Origin of the sequence: Paraburkholderia phosphatilytica, assembly GCF_003443895.1 — a bacterium.
In the GTDB taxonomy this organism is placed as follows: Bacteria; Pseudomonadota; Gammaproteobacteria; order Burkholderiales; family Burkholderiaceae; genus Paraburkholderia; species Paraburkholderia phosphatilytica.
This window is the reverse complement of sequence record NZ_QQOA01000045.1, coordinates 1-17,368: the sequence shown is the minus strand read 5'-3', so window position 1 is coordinate 17,368 and position 17,368 is coordinate 1. Positions and strand designations below refer to the sequence as shown.

The window sequence follows — 17,368 nt, the reverse complement described above, 5'->3', positions numbered from 1 at the left end:
TGCGCGCGATGACGAATCCGTCGGGTACGTCGCAAATGGGCGCGGGCGTGGCATCGGCGTCGGAGGCCACGCCGCAGTCGTCCCGCGCGCGGCCGCGTGCCGCGCGCAGGCGCCGCGTGCACGGCGATCCGGCGGGCGCGGCGCTGCTGATCGCGCCGCTCGCGGTGTTCATGCTGGTGTTCTTCATCGTGCCGATCGCGCTGTTGCTGACGCGTGCAGTGTGGGACCCGGTCGTCGCCGTCGCGTTTCCGCAGACGGCGCGCGCGCTCGCCGGCTGGGATGGCACGAACCAGCCGCCGCCGCGCGCGTTTGCCGCCGTCGCGGCCGATATCGTCGCGGCAGACGACGCCGGCACGCTTGGTGAAGCGTCCGCGCGGCTCAACCAGGATCTGCCGGGCATGCGCGTGCTGCTGCTGCGCACGCGGCATCGTCTCGAAGACGAGGCAAGCGGCACGGCACAGCCCGACGGCGAGACCGCGCGGCGCGATCTGCTGTCGGTCGACCCGCGTTGGGGCGACCAGGCAACATGGCAGGTCATCGCGCGCGCGATCCGTCCGCTGACATCGGTCTACCTGCTGCGCGCAGTCGATCACGCACGGGCGCCGGACGGCGCCATCGTGCCGTTGCCGAACGACGAAGGCGTCTACCTGCCGATCCTCGGCCGCACGTTCTGGATCAGCGCGGTCGTGACCGCGATCGTCGTGCTGCTCGGCTATCCGCTGACCTACTGGCTTGCCGGGCTGCCCGAGCGCCGGCAGCGCGCGGTGCTGATGGCGGTGCTGATTCCGTTCTGGACGTCGATCCTCGTGCGGATCGCGGCGTGGATGGTGGTGCTGCCGCGCGAAGGGCTGATCAACAAGGTCGCGGCGTCGCTGCATCTGATCGACACACCGTTGAACCTGCTCTACAACCGCACCGGCGTGATCGTTTCGATGGTGCACATCCTGATTCCGTTCCTGGTGTTGCCGCTGTTCGCGGTGATGCGCGGCATTCCGGCGAGCTATCAGCGCGCGGCGATCTCGCTCGGCAGCCATCCGTTCGGCGCGTTCTGGCGGGTGTACGTGCCGCAGACGATCCCGGGTGTCACGGCGGGCGCGCTGCTGGTGTTCATCAGCGCGCTCGGCTACTACATCGCGCCGGCGCTGCTCGGCGGTGCCGGCGACCAGATGCTCAGCTACTACATCGCGTACTTCACGAACACGACGATCAACTGGGGGCTCGCAGCGGCACTGAGCGTCATGCTGCTTGGCGCAACCGCGCTGCTCTTCATCGTGTACCGGATGCTCGCCGCTTCGCGGCCGGCTGCCGCGGCGGAGATCTGAGATGCGTCGAACGCCCGTCTTCGAACCCTACGCGCGCTGGCCGGAGAAAACCTGGTACGTCGCGCAACGCATCCTGTGCTACGGCGTGCTCGCATACCTGGTACTGCCGATCGTCGCGCTGATGCCGCTGTCGTTTTCGGCCGATGCGTTCCTCGTGTATCCGGTCGAACACTGGTCGCTGCACTGGTACCGCGTGCTGTTCGGCTCCGATACCTGGTGGCGCGCGATCCGCAACAGCTTCATCGTCGCGCCGAGCGCGACCGTGCTGGCGACGGTACTCGGCACGCTGTGCGCGCTCGGCCTGGACCGTGCGACGTTTCCCGGCAAGCGGGCGCTGACCGCGTTGATCCTGTCGCCGCTCGTCGCGCCGCTGGTGGTGGTCGCGGTGGGGATGTACCTGTTCTACATGAAGCTGCATCTGGCCGGCACGTTCACCGGCCTCATCGTCGCGCATGCGCTGCTCGGCGCGCCGTTCGTCGTGACGACCGTCGGTGCGGTGCTGAAGGGCTTCGATGGCGCGCTCGTCAGGGCGAGCCAGAGTCTCGGGGCGGGGCAGGTGGAAACGTTCCGGCGCGTCACGCTCCCGCTGATCCTGCCGGGCGTGCTGTCCGGCGCGCTGTTCGCGTTCGCGACGTCGTTCGACGAAGTGGTGATCACGCTGTTTCTCGCCGGACCGGATCAAACGACGATTCCGCGCCAGATGTTCAGCGGCATCCGCGACAGCATTACGCCGACCATCGTCGCGCTCGCGACGGTGCTGGTGCTGTTTTCGACGCTGCTGCTGGTTGCCTGCGAACGGCTGCGGCGGCGCGGCCTCGGGCGCGCTTGAGCTGGTGTCTCGAACAGCATCGCCCCGTGCGTTGCAACGGACTGCCGATTCGGGCTAACGCGGGCGGCGCGCTTTACCTAGAGTGGACCCGGGAGTCCGAGCGTTCGCTGCGGACGAGATGACGCAGCTGAGATCCGCGATACCGCCTGTCGCTCACTTCGAGTCGAGTTCCGCGAGCAGCCGGTCGACTGCCTGGTAGACGTCTTCGAGAACGTGCTTGCCGATATCGCGTTCGAGTTCGCGATAGTTCGCCTCGACGTCGGTGGAGAGGCTTTCGACGATGCCGACGCTGACCGGTGTGAGCGACACGCGCACGCGGCGCTGGTCGTCTTCGAAACGTTCCTTCGTCACGAGTTCCATTGCTTCCATACGCGCGAGCACGCCCGCCATGCTGGGGCTCGAGATCGTGCAGAGGATGGAAATCTGGCGCGGTTCCAGCGGGCCGTGCTCGTGCAGTGCGCGGATCACGCGCCATTGCTGTTCCGTGAGCCCGTGCGCGTTCAGCAGCGGGCGGAAGCGTTCCATCAGTTTTTCCCGTGCCTGCAGCAACAGCATCGGCAGATTGCGGTGTAGCGCGCGTTTGGCAGTCGAAGCGCCCATGGTGAAAGCTGATCGATTGAATGGGAAAAGGGCTGCGGGAAAACCCGCTGTAAAGCGGAAGATGCTTGACGGCGAATCATAGCAGGCAGAATAATACTAATATGTTAGTGAATTAAGCGGGAGACGTACAGCGATGTTCACACTCTGCGATCACAGGCTGCACCTTGCGGACGAGCCGCTGCCGCGCGATGTCGATGCGGCCGGCGTGCGCACGCTGCTGGCGGAAGGCGTCGCGTGCCAGCCGCCCGTTCACGGTTCGGTGTACGGCACGTTGCTCAACGACCGTGCCGCGCTTGCCGCGCTCGGCGATGCGTTGCATGCCGCGCCGTACAAGGCGCCGCCACGGGCTCCGGTGCTGTATCTGAAGCCGCGCAATACGCTGGCCGGGCACGGCGCGCGAATCGTGGTGCCGGATGACACGGAAGGCCTGCAGGCAGGCGCATCGCTCGGCATCGTGATCGGGCGTACCGCGTCGCGCGTCACGCCCGGCGACGCATTCGATTACGTCGCGGGCTATACGCTGGTCGTGGACCTCGCTGTGCCGCATGCGAGCGTCTACCGGCCGTCGGTACGGTTTCGCGCGCGCGATGGCTTCTGTGTGGTCGGGCCCGCGCTGGTCGCGCGTCGTCATGTCAGGAATCCTGACGAGCTATCGATCGACGTGTGCATCGAGGGGCGCGAAGCGTTCCATGCGAGCACCGCGAGCTCCGTGCGCGGCGTCGCGCAATTGCTGGCCGACGTAACCGACTTCATGACGCTCGCACCCGGCGACGTGCTGACGCTCGGCGTGCCGCACGGCGTGCCCATCGTGCGCGCCGGAGACGAGGTGGTGTTCTCGATCGCCGGCTGGGCGCCGTTGCGCGTCTCGTTTGTCAGCGCCGTTCAACGCAATGGGGAGCCGCAATGAAACGAGGACGCATCGCGTATGCGGGCGCGATTTATGAAGCGTATCCGGACGCGCAGGGCGTGCGGCTTGCGGATGGCCGCACCTGTCGTGAAGACGAGGTGGTGTGGCTCGCGCCGATCGACACCGGCACGATCTTCGCGCTCGGTCTGAACTATGCGGAGCATGCGAAGGAGTTGCAGTTCGGCAAGCAGGAGGAGCCGCTCGTGTTTCTCAAGGGGCCGGGCTCGGTGGTCGGTCATCGCGGTTTCACGCGACGGCCGTCGGACGTCACGTTTATGCACTACGAGTGCGAGCTCGCGGTCGTGATCGGCCGGCCCGCGCGGAACGTGCCGCGCGCGGACGCGATGCAGCATGTCGCGGGCTACATGATCGCGAACGACTACGCGATCCGCGACTATCTCGAGAACTACTACCGTCCGAACCTGCGCGTGAAGAATCGCGATGGCGGCACGGTGCTGGGCCCATGGTTCGTGGATGCCGCCGATGTTGCCGACGTCACGCAACTGGAGCTGCGCACCTACGTCAACGGCGAGCTTCGGCAGCGCGGCAGTACCTGCGATCTGGTCACGGATATCCCGGCGCTTATCGAGTATCTGAGCGGCTTCATGACGCTCGCGCCCGGCGACGTGATCCTGACCGGCACGCCGGAAGGCGTTGCCGATGTCGTGGTGGGCGACGAGGTGGTCTGCGAGATCGACGGTCTCGGGCGTCTCGTCAATACGATTGCTTCGGACGCGGACTTTGGCCGCGTCTGATGGCGTGTGTCTGACTGGAGAACACGATGCGAATTGAACATCTGATCAACGGCAAGCCGGCGGCGGCGCGCGACTACTTCGAAACGGTCAATCCCGCGACTCAGGAAGTCCTGGCCGAGGTGGCGAGCGGTACGGCCGCGGATGTCGCCGCCGCGGTGCAGGCGGCGAAAGAGGCATTTCCGGCGTGGGCCGACAAGCCGGCTGCGGAGCGAGCGAAACTGATCCGCCGGCTGGGCGAGCTGATCGTGAAGAACGTGCCCGAACTCTCCGAGACCGAAACGAAGGATACCGGCCAGACGATCTCGCAGACGCGCAAGCAGCTGGTGCCGCGCGCCGCGGACAATTTCACCTATTTCGCCGAGATGTGCGTGCGCGTGGATGGCCACACCTATCCCACCGACACGCATCTGAACTACACGCTGTTTCATCCGGTCGGCGTGTGCGCGCTGATTTCGCCGTGGAATGTGCCGTTCATGACGGCCACGTGGAAGGTGGCGCCGTGTCTCGCGTTCGGCAACACGGCGGTGCTGAAGATGAGCGAACTGTCGCCGCTGACCGCGGCGATGCTCGGACAGCTGGCCATGGAAGCGGGCATTCCGGCCGGCGTGCTGAACGTCGTGCACGGGTACGGCAAGGAGACGGGCGAGCCGCTCGTCGCGCATCCCTACGTGCGCGCGGTGTCGTTCACCGGTTCGACCGCGACGGGCAACCGGATCGTGCAGACGGCCGGCCTGAAGAAGTTCTCGATGGAACTGGGCGGCAAGTCGCCGTTCGTGATCTTCGACGATGCCGACTTCGAACGCGCGCTCGATGCCGCGATATTCATGATCTTCTCGAACAACGGCGAGCGTTGCACGGCGGGTTCGCGCATCCTCGTGCAGAAGTCGATCTACGCGACGTTCGCGGAACGCTTTGTCGAGCGCGCGAAGCGCCTGAGCGTCGGCGACCCGCTTGGCGACAGCACGATCGTCGGCCCGATGATCAGCCAGGGGCATCTTGCGAAGGTGCGCAGCTACATCGAACTGGGTCCGAAGGAAGGCGCGACGCTCGCGTGCGGCGGACTCGATCTGCCCGCGTTGCCGGATTCGATGCGCAACGGCAACTTCGTCGCGCCGACCGTGTTCGTCGATGTCGACAATCGCATGCGGATCGCGCAGGAAGAGATCTTCGGGCCGGTTGCGTGCCTGATTCCATTCGACGACGAAGCGGACGCCATCCGCATCGCGAACGACATCGCATATGGGCTGTCGAGCTATGTGTGGACCGAAAACGCCGGCCGCGCGCACCGCTTGGCGGCGGGGATCGAAGCGGGCATGTGCTTCGTCAACAGCCAGAACGTACGCGATCTGCGTCAGCCGTTCGGCGGCACGAAGGCATCCGGCGTCGGGCGCGAGGGCGGCACGTGGAGCTACGAAGTGTTCCTCGAACCGAAAAACGTCTGCGTGTCGCTCGGCTCGCACCACATCCCCCGCTGGGGCGTCTGAGCGGGACCGGCTACGCCCGCAGGCAAAAACGCGCAGCTCGCGGTGCAAAGCGAGCCGCGGCGCGAAGACATGAAGGAGACAGCGATGGGCAAACTGGCATTGGCAGCGAAGGTGACGCACGTTCCTTCGCTGTATCTGTCCGAACTGGATGGACCTCACAAAGGTTGCCGGCAGCCGGCGATCGACGGCCACCACGAGATCGGCCGGCGCTGCCGTGAGCTGGGTGTCGACACGATCGTCGTGTTCGACGTGCACTGGCTCGTGAACAGCGACTATCACATCAACTGCGCGCCGACGTTCGCGGGTACGTACACGAGCAACGAGTTGCCGCACTTCATCCGGAACATGCCCTACGCGTTTCCGGGCAACCCCGCGCTCGGTCACCTGATCGCCGAAACGGCGAACGCAATCGGCGTGAAGACGCGCGCGCACAGCGACACGACGCTCGAACTCGAATACGGCACTCTGGTGCCGATGCGCTACATGAATGCCGATCAGCATTTTCGCACCGTATCGGTAGCGGGCTGGTGCATGTGGCACGACCTCGAGACGAGCGCACGCTTCGGACTCGCGGTGCGCCGCGCGATCGAGGAGCACTACGACGGCACGGTCGCGATTCTCGCGAGCGGGTCGCTCAGCCACCACTTCGCGAACAACGGCACCGCCGAGCAGTTCATGCACAAGGTCTGGGATCCGTTTCTCGAAGAGACCGACCGTCATGTCGTGTCGTTGTGGGAAAAGGGCGACTGGTCGACCTTCTGCAAGATGCTGCCGCTCTACAACGAGAAGTGCTGGGGCGAAGGCGGCATGCACGACACCGCGATGCTGCTGGGCGCGCTCGGCTGGGATCGTTACGCCGGCAAGGCCGAAGTCGTCACGCCGTATTTCGGCAGCTCCGGCACGGGGCAGATCAATGCGATCTTCCCCGTGATGCCGCTGCCCGCCTGACCGACCGACAAGGAGCCGATGTGCCGCACCTGACACTTGAATACAGCGCGAATCTCGCCGGCGACCGCAGCATCGGCGAACTGTGCGCGAAGCTTGCGGGCAGCCTCGATGCGCAGCGTAATGGCAACGAACGGGTCTATCCGACCGGCGGTATCCGCGTGCGCGCGCTGCGCTGCGAGCAGTTCTGCGTCGCCGACGGGCGTCCCGACGCCGCATTCCTGCACGCGAACCTGAAGATCGGCGCAGGCCGGTCGGACGCGGTCAAGAAAGCGACGGGCGACGCGCTGTTCGGCATCATCAAACAGCACTTCGAACTTGAGTTCGAGCAACAGGGGCTGGCGCTGTCGCTCGAAATCAACGAATTCAGCGAGGCCGGTACGTGGAAGCACAACAGTCTTCACGCGCGGCTGAAGTCGCGGGCGCTTCAGGGAGAGTGAACATGCTGGACCAGAAGACCATTCGCGAACTCGCGGCGCAGCTCGATCAGGCGGAGAAGACCCGCACGCAGCTGCGGCATTTCTCGGCGGCCTATCCGGAGATGACCATTCAGGATGGCTATGCGATCCAGCGCGAGTGGGTGAAGCTCAAGCTCGCGGAAGGCCGCGTGATCAAGGGCCGCAAGATCGGCCTGACCTCGCGCGCGATGCAGCGCTCGTCGCAGATCGACGAGCCCGATTACGCGCCGCTGCTCGATAGCATGTTCATCGAAGCCGGACAGGATATCCGCGCCGACCGTTTCATCGCACCGCGCGTCGAGGTCGAGCTGGCGTTCGTGCTGGGCAGGCCGCTGAAGGGGCCGGGCGTCACGCTGTTCGACGTGCTCGATGCGACCGCCTACGTGACGCCCGCGATCGAGATCATCGACGCGCGCATCGAGCAGTTCGATCGTGAAACGAAGGCGCCCCGCAAGGTGTTCGACACGATCTCCGATTTCGCGGCAAATGCGGGCGTGGTGCTCGGCGGTCGGCCGGTACGGCCGCTCGACGTCGATCTGCGCTGGGTCGGCGCGCTGCTGTACCGGAACGGCGCGGTCGAGGAGAGCGGGCTGGCGGCCGCGGTGCTGAACCACCCAGCGACGGGCGTCGCGTGGCTCGCGAACAAGATCGCGCCGTACGACGAAAGCCTGAACGCGAACGACGTGATCCTGAGTGGTTCGTTCACGAGTCCGATCGCCGCGCGTGCCGGCGATACCTTCCATGTCGACTACGGTCCGCTCGGCGGGATCGCGTTGAACTTCATCTGAGTGATTGCCATGTCCGCTCCGCACAACGCATTCAAACGCGCACTCGCCGCGGGTACACCGCAGATCGGTCTGTGGGCCGCGCTGGCCGATGCCTATGTGACTGAAGTGCTCGCGACCACCGGCTTCGACTGGCTGCTGATCGACAACGAGCACGCACCCAACGACGTGCGCAGCACGCTCGCGCAACTGCAGGCTGTCGCCGCCTATCCGACTCATCCGGTCGTACGCCCGGTGCGCAGCGACCCCGCGATCGTCAAGCAGCTGCTGGACATCGGCGTGCAGACGCTGCTGCTGCCGATGATCGACACCGTGGAGCAGGCCGCGGAAGCGGTCGCCGCGACGCGTTACCCGCCGCACGGCATTCGCGGTGTGGGCAGCGCGCTAGCGCGCGCGTCGCGCTGGAACCGCGTGCCGGGCTATCTGCAGAACGCGGCGGACGAACTCTGCGTGCTCGTGCAGGTCGAGACGGTCTCGGCGATGTCGAATCTCGCGGAGATCGCGCGGGTCGACGGCATCGACGGCGTGTTTTTCGGGCCGGCGGATCTGAGTGCGTCGATGGGGTATCTCGGCAGGCCCGGCGAAGCGGCGGTGCGCGAAGCGATCTGCGCGGGTATCCGCGCGGTGCGGGCCGCGGGAAAAGCGGCGGGTGTGCTAGCGGCCGACCGGCCGATCGCCGAAGACTATCTCGCGGCGGGCGCGACCTTCGTCGCGGTCGGCAGCGATACCGGGTTGCTGAGCCGCGCGGCCGCGGAGCTGGCTGCTTCGTACAAGGCGGCGCTTGTCTGAGAGCCATCGCGATCACGACACCGACCGCTCGCATCGTTGAAGGCGCGGCAGCGCATCGCATCGCCTGGTTCACCCACCGCGGAGCCGCGGAACCGGATTAATCCCGATAGGCGACCCGGCGCAGATATTGCACGCTGTCGTCCAGCAGCGGTCGTTATGCTGAAGGGTCCGCGTGTTCGCACAGAGCCGGTGCACTGCCGGCAGGTGCGCGCGTTCGACGGCTCCATTTACTGGCGACGTGTGCCGATATGGCGCGCGAGCCCTGTCAACGGTGGTTCGGGATGGCGGTTCAGATCGCCCAGTTCGACGATGCTCAACTCCACGCGAATGCGCTGGCGGGCTGGGATCAGTCTTACTATCAGATTACGTCCGGCCGGATTCAATGCCTGCTGACGCAGGTCGTCGTCGATCGCCTGCACGTGTTCCGCGAGGTCTTCAATCAGCGCGTCGCGCAATACGGCGCCGCGCCCGTCGGCGGGGTGAGCTTCGCGGTTCCGCTGCACGTGCCCGGTGACGCGACGCTGCAAGGGCGCAGGTTCGAGCAGAACTCGCTGCATGCGCTCGCGAGCCGCGAGGACTTCGTGTTTCATGTCGCCGAAGGCATGGACACGCTGATCCTGACCTTCGATGCCGACGAACTCGCCGAACTGGTCGAGTGCATGCAGCTCGCGTGGTCCACGCAGCGCTGCCGTGGACGTCCGTTGGCGACCGATCCGCTGTGCTATGCGAACGCGGTCAGACGTCTCGGCGATGCGTTCGGCGCGGCGACGCAGAACGAGGCCATGTTCGAGTCGCTGCACGCGCAGAAGATGTTCCGGCATACGATGCTCGGCATTCTGCTCGACGTGCTGACCGACGACGCGTCCGACCGCAAGGCGGACCTGACCGACGCGGTGAGTTGCGATCTCGTGCGCAAGAGCCGCGAGATCGTGCTGGCGGGCGGCACCGAGCCGGTCACCGTGCTCGATCTGTGCCGCATGCTGCGCGTGAGCCGCCGTACGTTGCAGAACAGCTTCCAGCGCGTCGCGAATACGACGCCACTGGGTTATCTGCGCGCCATTCGCCTGTCGGAGGTGCGCCGCGCGTTGATGACCTCGACGCGCGCGGCGCTGTCGATCGGCGACGCGGCCGCGCGCTTCGGCTTCTTTCACCTGAGCCACTTCACCGCGGACTACAAGTCGCTGTTCGGCGAGCTGCCCTCCGATACGAAGCGTTTCGAAACCTCCGGCGCGTCCCTGCGCTCGACGTTTCACTAGGCTTCTCTTTCCGATCCCTGCAACGGCCTGAACCCGTTTTGTCACCTGTCCGCAGTCCTGCGCGGGACGCATGAACCCGCGGACCCGCAGGCGTTTCCATGCATCCCGCAGATGTGCCGATTTGGGCTAACGGCGCCGCTCCTGTGCTTTCTATGATGTCCTGGCACCGCCACGTTCTCCCGAACGAAGGCGGCACGAGGAGAGCGAGGAGCATATGGAAAGCCAGGGCAGTGGAATGGTCGCGATCAGCGACGAGGTCGCGTCTTTCGTGGCGCGCGAACATGGTCTCTTTATCGATGGCGGCTGGCATGCCGGGCAATCGTCGGCGCGGCTCGACGTGTTCGGCCCGGCGACCGGCACCCGCATCGCGCAGGTGATCGATGCGAATGCCGCGGATGTCGATGCCGCCGTCAGCAGCGCCGCGCGCGCGTTCGAAAGCGGCGTGTGGCGCAAGCTGAGGCCCGCGGATCGCGAGCGGATCCTGCTGAAGCTCGCCGATGCGCTCGAGGCGAACGGCGAAACGTTCGCCCAGCTGGAAACGCTCAATCAGGGCAAGTCGATCAATATCGCGCGTGCGGTCGAGGTTGGCGCGACGGTCGAATACATCCGCTATATGGCGGGCTGGGCGACCAAGATCACCGGCGAGACGATGGACGTGTCGATCCCGTTTCCGCCCGGCGCACGCTTTACCGCGTACACGCGGCGCGAGCCGGTCGGCGTGGTCGCGGGCATCGTGCCGTGGAATTTCCCGCTGATGATCGCCGTCTGGAAACTGATTCCGGCGCTCGCGAGCGGCTGCTCGATCGTGATCAAGCCGTCGCCCGAAACGCCGCTCACAGCGTTGCTGCTCGCGCGGGTGGCGAGCGAAGCGGGCGTGCCGCCGGGCGTGTTCAACGTCGTGACGGGCGGCGCCGTTGCGGGCGACGCGCTGGTCCGGCATCCGGTCGTCAGCAAGATCTCGTTCACCGGTTCGACGCGCACCGGCAAGCTCGTCGGCACCGCGGCCGTGCAGAACATGACGCGTTTCTCGCTCGAACTCGGCGGCAAGAATCCGATCGTGATGCTGGACGACGTCGACGCCGACCAGGTCGTGCAGGGCGTGCTGGCCGGCGCGTTCTTCAACCAGGGGCAGGTGTGCGCCGCGGCATCGCGTCTCTACGTGCATCGCAGCCGCTTCGCGCAGATCACCGACGCGCTCGCCGCGGCGGCGGGTTCGATGACGCTCGGACCGGGACTCGATCCCGCCGCGCAGATCAACCCGCTCGTGTCCGCGCGGCATCGCGACGCCGTCGCGGCCAGCATCGCCCGCGGCCGTGCCGAAGGCGCGACGCTGCTATGCGGCGGCGACACGCCGGATCGCGACGGCTACTACGTGAAGCCGGCCGTGATCACCGGCGTCGCCCAGGACGCCACCGTGGCTCGCGAGGAAATCTTCGGCCCGGTGCTCGTCGCGATTCCGTTCGACGACACCGCCGATGCGATCAGGATGGCGAACGATACACCGTACGGTCTCACGGCCAGCCTCTGGACCAACGACCTGAAGGCCGCGCTCAACCTGATTCCCGAGATCCAGGCGGGCACCGTGTGGGTGAATTGCCATATTCCGCTCGATCCGGGCATGCCGTTCGGCGGTTTCAAGCAGTCCGGCATCGGCCGCGAGTTCGGCCGCCAGGCGATCGATGGCTTCACCGAGCTGAAGTCGGTCTGTATCGCGCATTGATCGTGCGACGCCGCAGCCCCGAAGCAGTGAATCGCAGGGCGCGGTGCCGCGAATGTTTCGAACGAAGGAGGTCACGATGAGTTACCAGGAGTCCCGCTTCTGGCATCCAATGCTGCATCCGAACGAGATGAAGGCGCGCGAACCGATCCGGATCGTGCGCGGCGACGGCTGCCATGTGTTCGACGACCGCGGCCGCAAGCTCGTCGACGGTGTGGCGGGGTTGTGGAATGTGAACGTGGGCCACAACCGGCGCGAAGTGAAGGAAGCGATCACGAAGCAGCTGGACGAGCTCGAATATTTCCAGCTCTTCGACGGCATTTCGCATCCACGCGCCGAAGAGCTGTCGTCGGTGCTGACCGGTCTGCTCGAACAGGAGGGGATGCGGCGCGTCGTGTACAGCTCGGGCGGCTCGGATGCGGTCGAAACCGCGCTGAAGCTCGCACGCCAATACTGGCGCCTCGAAGGACAGCCGGATCGCACCAAGTTCATTTCGCTGAAACAGGGCTATCACGGCACGCACTTTGGCGGCGCGTCGGTGAACGGCAACACGGTGTTCCGGCGCAACTACGAACCGAACCTTCCTGGCTGCTTTCACGTCGAGACACCGTGGCTCTATCGCAATCCGTTCACGCAGGACCCGGAGGAACTGGGCCGCATCTGCGCGATGCTGCTGGAGCGCGAGATCGTGTTCCAGAGCCCCGATACGGTCGCGGCATTCATTGCCGAGCCGATTCAGGGTGCGGGCGGCGTCATCGTGCCGCCCGCGAACTACTGGCCGCTCGTGCGCGAGGTCTGCGATCGATACGGCGTGCTGTTGATCGCGGACGAAATCGTGACCGGCTTCGGCCGTTCGGGCGACCTGTTCGGCAGCCGGGGCTGGGGCGTGAAGCCCGACATCATGTGCCTCGCGAAAGGCATCTCGTCCGGTTATGTGCCGCTCGGCGCCACGACCGTCAATGCGCGCATCGAGGCGGCGTTCGCGAACAACAGCGATTTTTCCGGCGCGATCATGCACGGCTATACGTATGCGGGCCATCCGGTGGCGTGCGCGGCGGCGCTGGCGAACCTGAAGATCGTCGTCGACGAAGACCTGCCTGGCAATGCGAAACGCCAGGGCAGCTATCTGCTCGAGCAGTTGCGGGACTTCCCCGCGCGCTTCGAGGCAGTCGGCGAAGTGCGCGGCAAGGGGCTGATGGTGGCGCTCGACCTCGTCGCCGACCGCGCGACGCGCGAACCGGTCGATCCCGCGTCCGGCTACGCGCAGGCCGTCGCGGAAGTCGCGCGTGAAGCCGGCGTGATCGTGCGGCCGGTCGGCACCAAGATCATTCTGTCGCCGCCGCTCGTGATCCAGCGCGAGCAGATCGACGCGCTCGTGCAGGGCCTCGCTGCCGGTTTCGAGAAAGTGCCTTTCAGTCCGTAAAGACTGCCGCGGTTCGCAACGCGGCATCCTCGCGCCCTTGCGGTCCTGAGCGGATCGCAAGGGCTTTCTTTTTGCCTGCAGTGTCCGCTGGCCGCCCGACTCGGGTATTCACCCGCCGTTCGCCGATGCCGTTTGCCAATTTCGGCTAAAGCGTTCTTTTTGTTACCTCTAGATTTCCACCAACGAACCAGGCGCATGACAGGAAGCAGATCTGCGATCTTTGTCACACCTGTTTAATTCGGAATCCATAACGAAACGTGCGATGAAGGAGTTGGAGATGAAACGACTGGCTAGAGCGGGTGTCCTTGCGGCACTGACTGCGATCGCTGCCGGAGTGCTCGCCCAATCGTCGGGCTCGCCGACGGCGACCGGCGCGGAAGGCGCTGCGAGTGCCGACGGCGCGATTCCGGCCTTCGCGGGCCGCGATGCGCCGCAGGCGGGCTGGAGCTACGGCAAGTTCCGCGGCGACTACTGGAAGTACAAGAACGAAAAGCCGCTCTTCTCGATCGACGCGTCGAACGTGGACAAGTACACGGACAAGCTCTCGCCCGGCCAGATCGCGCTCTTCAAGCAGGTCAAGGGTTACCGGATGGACGTCTATCCCACCCACCGCGATTGCGGCTATCCGGACTGGGTGCAGGAGAACATCAAGAAGAATGCCGAGGGCGCGAAACTCGATCCGACCGGCGATCACCTGCAAAGCGCGGTGCTGCCCGGTCTGCCGTTCCCCGGAGCCAAAAGCGGGCAGCAGGCGATCTGGAATTATCTGACGCGCTATCGCGGCGTCGGCGCCGAGTGGGACAAGGTCTACACGATGGTGTCGCCTCGCCCGGGCAGCACCGACTGGATTTCGGTAACGAGCCGCCAGACGCTGTATTTCCCGTGGGGCGCGAAGGGCGCCAATACGCTCGGCGCGAAGGATCCGCTGTTCTCGATCTACTACGGCTACGACTCGCCGGCGGCGATGGCGGGCCAGGCGGTGGTGCAGACCTTCCATTTCGCGGACAACCAGGCCGAAGCGTACTACTACTTCCCGGGCCAGCGCCGCGTGCGCCGCATGCCGTCCTACAACTACGACGCGCCGCAGATCGGCTTCGAAAACCAGTACACGGTGGACGAACCCTGGCTCTTCAACGGCGACATCGACCGGTTCGACTGGAAGCTGGTCGGCAAGAAGGAACTGTACGTGCCGTACAACGATTTCGCGATGTACGACTTCAGGAAGTCTACCAGCGACGTCTTCAAGAACGACCAGGTCGATCCTTCGGCACGGCGATATGAGCTGCATCGCGTCTACGTGCTCGAGGCGGCGCTGAAGTCGAACATGCGGCACGTGTCGCAGAAGAAGGTGCTGTACCTCGACGAAGACACGTACCTCGCGCTGGTCGGCGAAGACTACGACGCGCAAGGCAAGCTCTGGAAGACCAAGGAAGGCTACCCGATTCCGATCTGGGAACTGGGCGGCACCTGCGACATCGAGCCGTTCGCGCAATACAACCTGCTCAACGGCCGCTATGTGGACGACCAGACCGTGATCGGCGCCGGCAAGGACGTGCACTACTTCGAGAGCTCGAGCGATCCGCGTTTTTCGGCCAACTACTACTCCTCGGAAAACCTGCGCTCGATCAGCGAACGCTGAAGCTGGCCATGCAGGCGTGGCGCGCGGCGAGACGCGCGCCCGGTGTGACGACAATGTGAAGGATTCCAGATGAAAACAAAAGGGGTTAGCAAGTCGGTATCGCTGTCGCTGGCCGTACTGGGTGCCGCGTCGTCGAGCGCCTGGGGCTACGACTTTTCGACGGGGTTGGGCGATCTCAACGGCTCGTGGGTATCGAATCTCACAGCGGGTGCCGGCATCCGCACCAAGAGTCCGAGCTGTTCGCTGACGGGCGACCCGAACGCCTACGGCTGTGGCGACGCGGCCAACGTCAATCAGTGGGGCGGCGGCGACATGGGCGACCTGAACTACCGGAAGGGGCAACCGTTCAGTACGTATCTGAGCGCGACCAGCGAGCTGCTGCTGACGATGCCGAGCGAAGGCTACAAGTTCATGATCCGCGGCACCGGCATGTACGACTTCCTCGCCGGCGATACCGCGCGCACGCCGCTGTCCAGCACGGCGTCGGCGCAGGTGGTCTACAACGCGCAGCTGCTCGATCTGTGGGGCGAGAAGGACTTCAACATCGGCGGCGAACCGGCGCACGTGCGGCTCGGCAATCAGGTCATCAACTGGGGCGAGAGCTACTTCGCGACGAACGGCATCAACGCGACGAACTCGGTCGATGTGCAGAAGCTGCTGATTCCGGGCACGCAGCTCAAGCAGGCGCTGTTACCCGCGCCGATGCTGAGTTTCGCGGCCGGGCTCGGAAGCGGCCTCAGCACCGAGGGCTACTACCAGTTTCAATGGAACGGCAACCGCTATCCGCCGGTCGGCTCGTACTGGTCGGTGAGCAACAATTTCGGGCGCGGCGCCGTGCCGTATACGGTGAGCACGAACAACTTCAACGTGGCCGGCGTGGATGCCGGCACTATCGCGGGCGCCAGTTCGGGCAATTCCGCCACGCTGTCGGGCATCAATCAGGGCCTCGTGAACGGGCAGTTTGCGGGGTCGCCGTACAACTCGCTCGGCATTCCGGTGTCGACCCGGCTGCCGAGCGAGTTCAAGCCGGAATTCGGTCTCAAGCTCAATTACCGGCCGAAGAACCTCGATGTGAATTTCGGCTTCTACTACGAAAACTACACGGACAAGTCGCCGGTGCTGTCGACGCTGGCCAATGGTTCGAACCAGTTTTCGTATCTGCAGAACCGGCAGCTGTTCGGCGCCAGCGCGAATTTCGGCCTCGGCGACTGGGCGATCGGCACGGAGCTGTCGTACCGGCCGCGCGACGCCGTGGCGCTGTCGAGCTGCTACGGCGCAGGCGGTGCGCTCGATGCGAACACGAACGGTGTGTCGGGTGTCGATTGCCAGCAGTGGGTGGACCGGAAGAAATTCCAGTACGACATCAACGGGCAGTTGAACCTCACGCAAAGCCAGTATCCGTTCCTGAAGCTGCTGCACGCCGATCTCGCGGTGCTGACGGCCGAACTGACGTGGATCTACTACCCGGGCCTGAGTTCGAGCGGCGTGACGCGCACGGTCAACGGCCAGAGCGTCACGCAGGTGCCTGCCGCGGGCTACTACGCGTGGCTGAACAACAGCTCGGGCCTTGGCTATCCGATCGCCGAGGCGCAAGGGACCGCGAGCTCGGTGGGCGCGACCGTCGACTTCAACTGGACCTACGACGGCACGGTGATTCCTGGCTGGCAGGTGACGCCGGGCATCACCTTCGCCGATGCGCTGTACGGCTATACGCCGACCTTCACGGCCAACTACCTGCAGGGCGCGAAGTCACTGAACTTCTACGTGCTGTTCAACCAGAACCCGACGGTCTGGCAGGCGGGCATCAACTTCACGGCGTTCTTCGGCGGTCACCAGACCGTCGGGCAGCCTTACGCGGACCGGAATTTCGTGGGCATGTTCGCGACGCGCAATTTCTAGTGCCGCAAGTGCAGCAAGGCGGTGCGCACTGATGCGCACCGCCGATCTACTTGAAGGATAGCGCCGTGTTGAATCGCTTTGTCATCAGTCTCGAGAAACTCTTCTTCGGGCATCGTGCGATCGTGCTGGCCGCGATCGGCATCTTCACCGCGGTCATGGCCGTGTTCGCCGTGCAGTTGCGTATGGAGGCCGGCTTCGAGAAGCAGATGCCGATCGGCCACGAGTACATCAAGACCTTCCAGCAGTACCGCAACGACCTGTTCGGCGCGAACCGCATTACCGTGGTGGTGCGTGCGCGCAACGGCAGCATCTGGACGCCTGAGGGGCTGACGCGGCTCTACAAGGCGACCCAGGCGGTGATGTTTCTGCCCAACGTCGACCGGCAGGGCGTGCAGTCGCTGTGGACGCCGAACGCGTTCGTCAACGAGATCACCGAAGACGGTTTTCGCGCCGATCCTGTGATTGACGGCACGATCACGCCGCCGCAGCTGACGCCGGCAATCGTCGCGCAGATCCGGAAATCGGCAACCGATGGCGGCTATATCGGCACGCTCGTCTCG

At 65.2% G+C, this 17,368-nt stretch carries 15 protein-coding genes and 1 pseudogene; 15 read left to right on the top strand and 1 reads right to left on the bottom strand.

Annotated elements, in window-relative coordinates:
• Nucleotides 1–8: 8 nt before the first annotated feature.
• Both DVS29_RS31110 and DVS29_RS31105 read left to right on the top strand, forming a co-directional pair.
• Complete coding sequence (locus DVS29_RS31110) at nucleotides 9–1,322, top strand: ABC transporter permease (protein ID WP_240655885.1); 1,314 nt, start codon at nucleotides 9–11, stop codon at nucleotides 1,320–1,322.
• 1 nt (nucleotide 1,323) lies between these two features.
• Entirely contained in the window at nucleotides 1,324–2,151 is an 828-nt protein-coding gene (locus DVS29_RS31105; protein ID WP_118184373.1) for an ABC transporter permease, read from the top strand.
• Nucleotides 2,152–2,304: 153 nt separating this feature from the next.
• Here the strand turns inward: DVS29_RS31105 and hpaR are convergent, their stop codons facing one another.
• Nucleotides 2,305–2,751 carry a homoprotocatechuate degradation operon regulator HpaR gene (hpaR, locus tag DVS29_RS31100; RefSeq protein WP_240655883.1) on the bottom strand — a complete coding sequence of 149 codons (447 nt, stop codon included), beginning with the start codon at nucleotides 2,749–2,751 and terminating at the stop codon, nucleotides 2,305–2,307.
• Between the two features lie 133 nt (nucleotides 2,752–2,884).
• Between hpaR and DVS29_RS31095 the strand changes: the two genes are divergently transcribed.
• From DVS29_RS31095 to DVS29_RS31035, 13 genes and pseudogenes are all read left to right on the top strand, one after another.
• Nucleotides 2,885–3,658, top strand: coding sequence for a fumarylacetoacetate hydrolase family protein (locus DVS29_RS31095; protein WP_118184372.1), 774 nt, complete (start codon nucleotides 2,885–2,887; stop codon nucleotides 3,656–3,658).
• Nucleotides 3,655–4,413, top strand: a complete 759-nt coding sequence (locus DVS29_RS31090; protein ID WP_118184371.1) for a fumarylacetoacetate hydrolase family protein — start codon at nucleotides 3,655–3,657, stop codon at nucleotides 4,411–4,413. Before DVS29_RS31095 ends, DVS29_RS31090 begins: the two co-directional genes overlap by 4 nt.
• A 26-nt stretch (nucleotides 4,414–4,439) precedes the next feature.
• A complete protein-coding gene (gene hpaE, locus DVS29_RS31085; RefSeq protein WP_118184370.1) occupies nucleotides 4,440–5,897 on the top strand; it encodes a 5-carboxymethyl-2-hydroxymuconate semialdehyde dehydrogenase in 1,458 nt (485 codons plus the stop codon).
• A gap of 84 nt (nucleotides 5,898–5,981) precedes the next feature.
• Nucleotides 5,982–6,845 carry a 3,4-dihydroxyphenylacetate 2,3-dioxygenase gene (hpaD, locus tag DVS29_RS31080; protein WP_118184369.1) on the top strand — a complete coding sequence of 288 codons (864 nt, stop codon included), beginning with the start codon at nucleotides 5,982–5,984 and terminating at the stop codon, nucleotides 6,843–6,845.
• A 20-nt stretch (nucleotides 6,846–6,865) separates the two neighbouring features.
• A complete protein-coding gene (locus tag DVS29_RS31075) occupies nucleotides 6,866–7,282 on the top strand; it encodes a 5-carboxymethyl-2-hydroxymuconate Delta-isomerase (protein ID WP_118184368.1) in 417 nt (138 codons plus the stop codon).
• 2 nt (nucleotides 7,283–7,284) lie between these two features.
• Entirely contained in the window at nucleotides 7,285–8,088 is an 804-nt protein-coding gene (hpaH, locus tag DVS29_RS31070) for a 2-oxo-hept-4-ene-1,7-dioate hydratase (RefSeq protein WP_118184367.1), read from the top strand.
• A 9-nt stretch (nucleotides 8,089–8,097) separates the two neighbouring features.
• The gene (hpaI, locus tag DVS29_RS31065) at nucleotides 8,098–8,874 is read left to right on the top strand and encodes a 4-hydroxy-2-oxoheptanedioate aldolase (protein ID WP_118184366.1); all 777 of its coding nucleotides are present in this window, start codon (nucleotides 8,098–8,100) and stop codon (nucleotides 8,872–8,874) included.
• A 281-nt stretch (nucleotides 8,875–9,155) separates the two neighbouring features.
• Nucleotides 9,156–10,130 (top strand): helix-turn-helix domain-containing protein, encoded by a 975-nt coding sequence (locus DVS29_RS31060; protein ID WP_164708028.1) that lies wholly within the window; start codon nucleotides 9,156–9,158, stop codon nucleotides 10,128–10,130.
• A 214-nt stretch (nucleotides 10,131–10,344) separates the two neighbouring features.
• Nucleotides 10,345–11,850, top strand: a complete 1,506-nt coding sequence (locus DVS29_RS31055; RefSeq protein ID WP_118184364.1) for an aldehyde dehydrogenase family protein — start codon at nucleotides 10,345–10,347, stop codon at nucleotides 11,848–11,850.
• A 76-nt stretch (nucleotides 11,851–11,926) separates the two neighbouring features.
• Nucleotides 11,927–13,270 (top strand): aspartate aminotransferase family protein, encoded by a 1,344-nt coding sequence (locus DVS29_RS31050; RefSeq protein ID WP_118184363.1) that lies wholly within the window; start codon nucleotides 11,927–11,929, stop codon nucleotides 13,268–13,270.
• 277 nt (nucleotides 13,271–13,547) lie between these two features.
• The gene (locus DVS29_RS31045) at nucleotides 13,548–14,909 is read left to right on the top strand and encodes a DUF1329 domain-containing protein (protein ID WP_240655881.1); all 1,362 of its coding nucleotides are present in this window, start codon (nucleotides 13,548–13,550) and stop codon (nucleotides 14,907–14,909) included.
• Between the two features lie 69 nt (nucleotides 14,910–14,978).
• Complete coding sequence (locus DVS29_RS31040) at nucleotides 14,979–16,808, top strand: DUF1302 domain-containing protein (RefSeq protein WP_118184361.1); 1,830 nt, start codon at nucleotides 14,979–14,981, stop codon at nucleotides 16,806–16,808.
• A gap of 65 nt (nucleotides 16,809–16,873) precedes the next feature.
• Nucleotides 16,874–17,368 (top strand): annotated as a pseudogene (locus tag DVS29_RS31035) (RND family transporter); the annotation flags it as partial.

Coding starts and splice junctions, on each gene's coding strand:
- DVS29_RS31105 (WP_118184373.1), top strand. CDS start 1,324: ATGCGTCGAACGCCCGTCTTCGAACCCTACGCGCGCTGGCCGGAGAAA.
- DVS29_RS31090 (WP_118184371.1), top strand. CDS start 3,655: ATGAAACGAGGACGCATCGCGTATGCGGGCGCGATTTATGAAGCGTAT.
- DVS29_RS31110 (WP_240655885.1), top strand. CDS start 9: ATGACGAATCCGTCGGGTACGTCGCAAATGGGCGCGGGCGTGGCATCG.
- DVS29_RS31060 (WP_164708028.1), top strand. CDS start 9,156: ATGGCGGTTCAGATCGCCCAGTTCGACGATGCTCAACTCCACGCGAAT.
- DVS29_RS31050 (WP_118184363.1), top strand. CDS start 11,927: ATGAGTTACCAGGAGTCCCGCTTCTGGCATCCAATGCTGCATCCGAAC.
- DVS29_RS31045 (WP_240655881.1), top strand. CDS start 13,548: ATGAAACGACTGGCTAGAGCGGGTGTCCTTGCGGCACTGACTGCGATC.
- hpaR (WP_240655883.1), bottom strand. CDS start 2,751: ATGGGCGCTTCGACTGCCAAACGCGCGCTACACCGCAATCTGCCGATG.
- hpaE (WP_118184370.1), top strand. CDS start 4,440: ATGCGAATTGAACATCTGATCAACGGCAAGCCGGCGGCGGCGCGCGAC.
- DVS29_RS31055 (WP_118184364.1), top strand. CDS start 10,345: ATGGAAAGCCAGGGCAGTGGAATGGTCGCGATCAGCGACGAGGTCGCG.
- hpaI (WP_118184366.1), top strand. CDS start 8,098: ATGTCCGCTCCGCACAACGCATTCAAACGCGCACTCGCCGCGGGTACA.
- DVS29_RS31095 (WP_118184372.1), top strand. CDS start 2,885: ATGTTCACACTCTGCGATCACAGGCTGCACCTTGCGGACGAGCCGCTG.
- hpaD (WP_118184369.1), top strand. CDS start 5,982: ATGGGCAAACTGGCATTGGCAGCGAAGGTGACGCACGTTCCTTCGCTG.
- DVS29_RS31040 (WP_118184361.1), top strand. CDS start 14,979: ATGAAAACAAAAGGGGTTAGCAAGTCGGTATCGCTGTCGCTGGCCGTA.
- hpaH (WP_118184367.1), top strand. CDS start 7,285: ATGCTGGACCAGAAGACCATTCGCGAACTCGCGGCGCAGCTCGATCAG.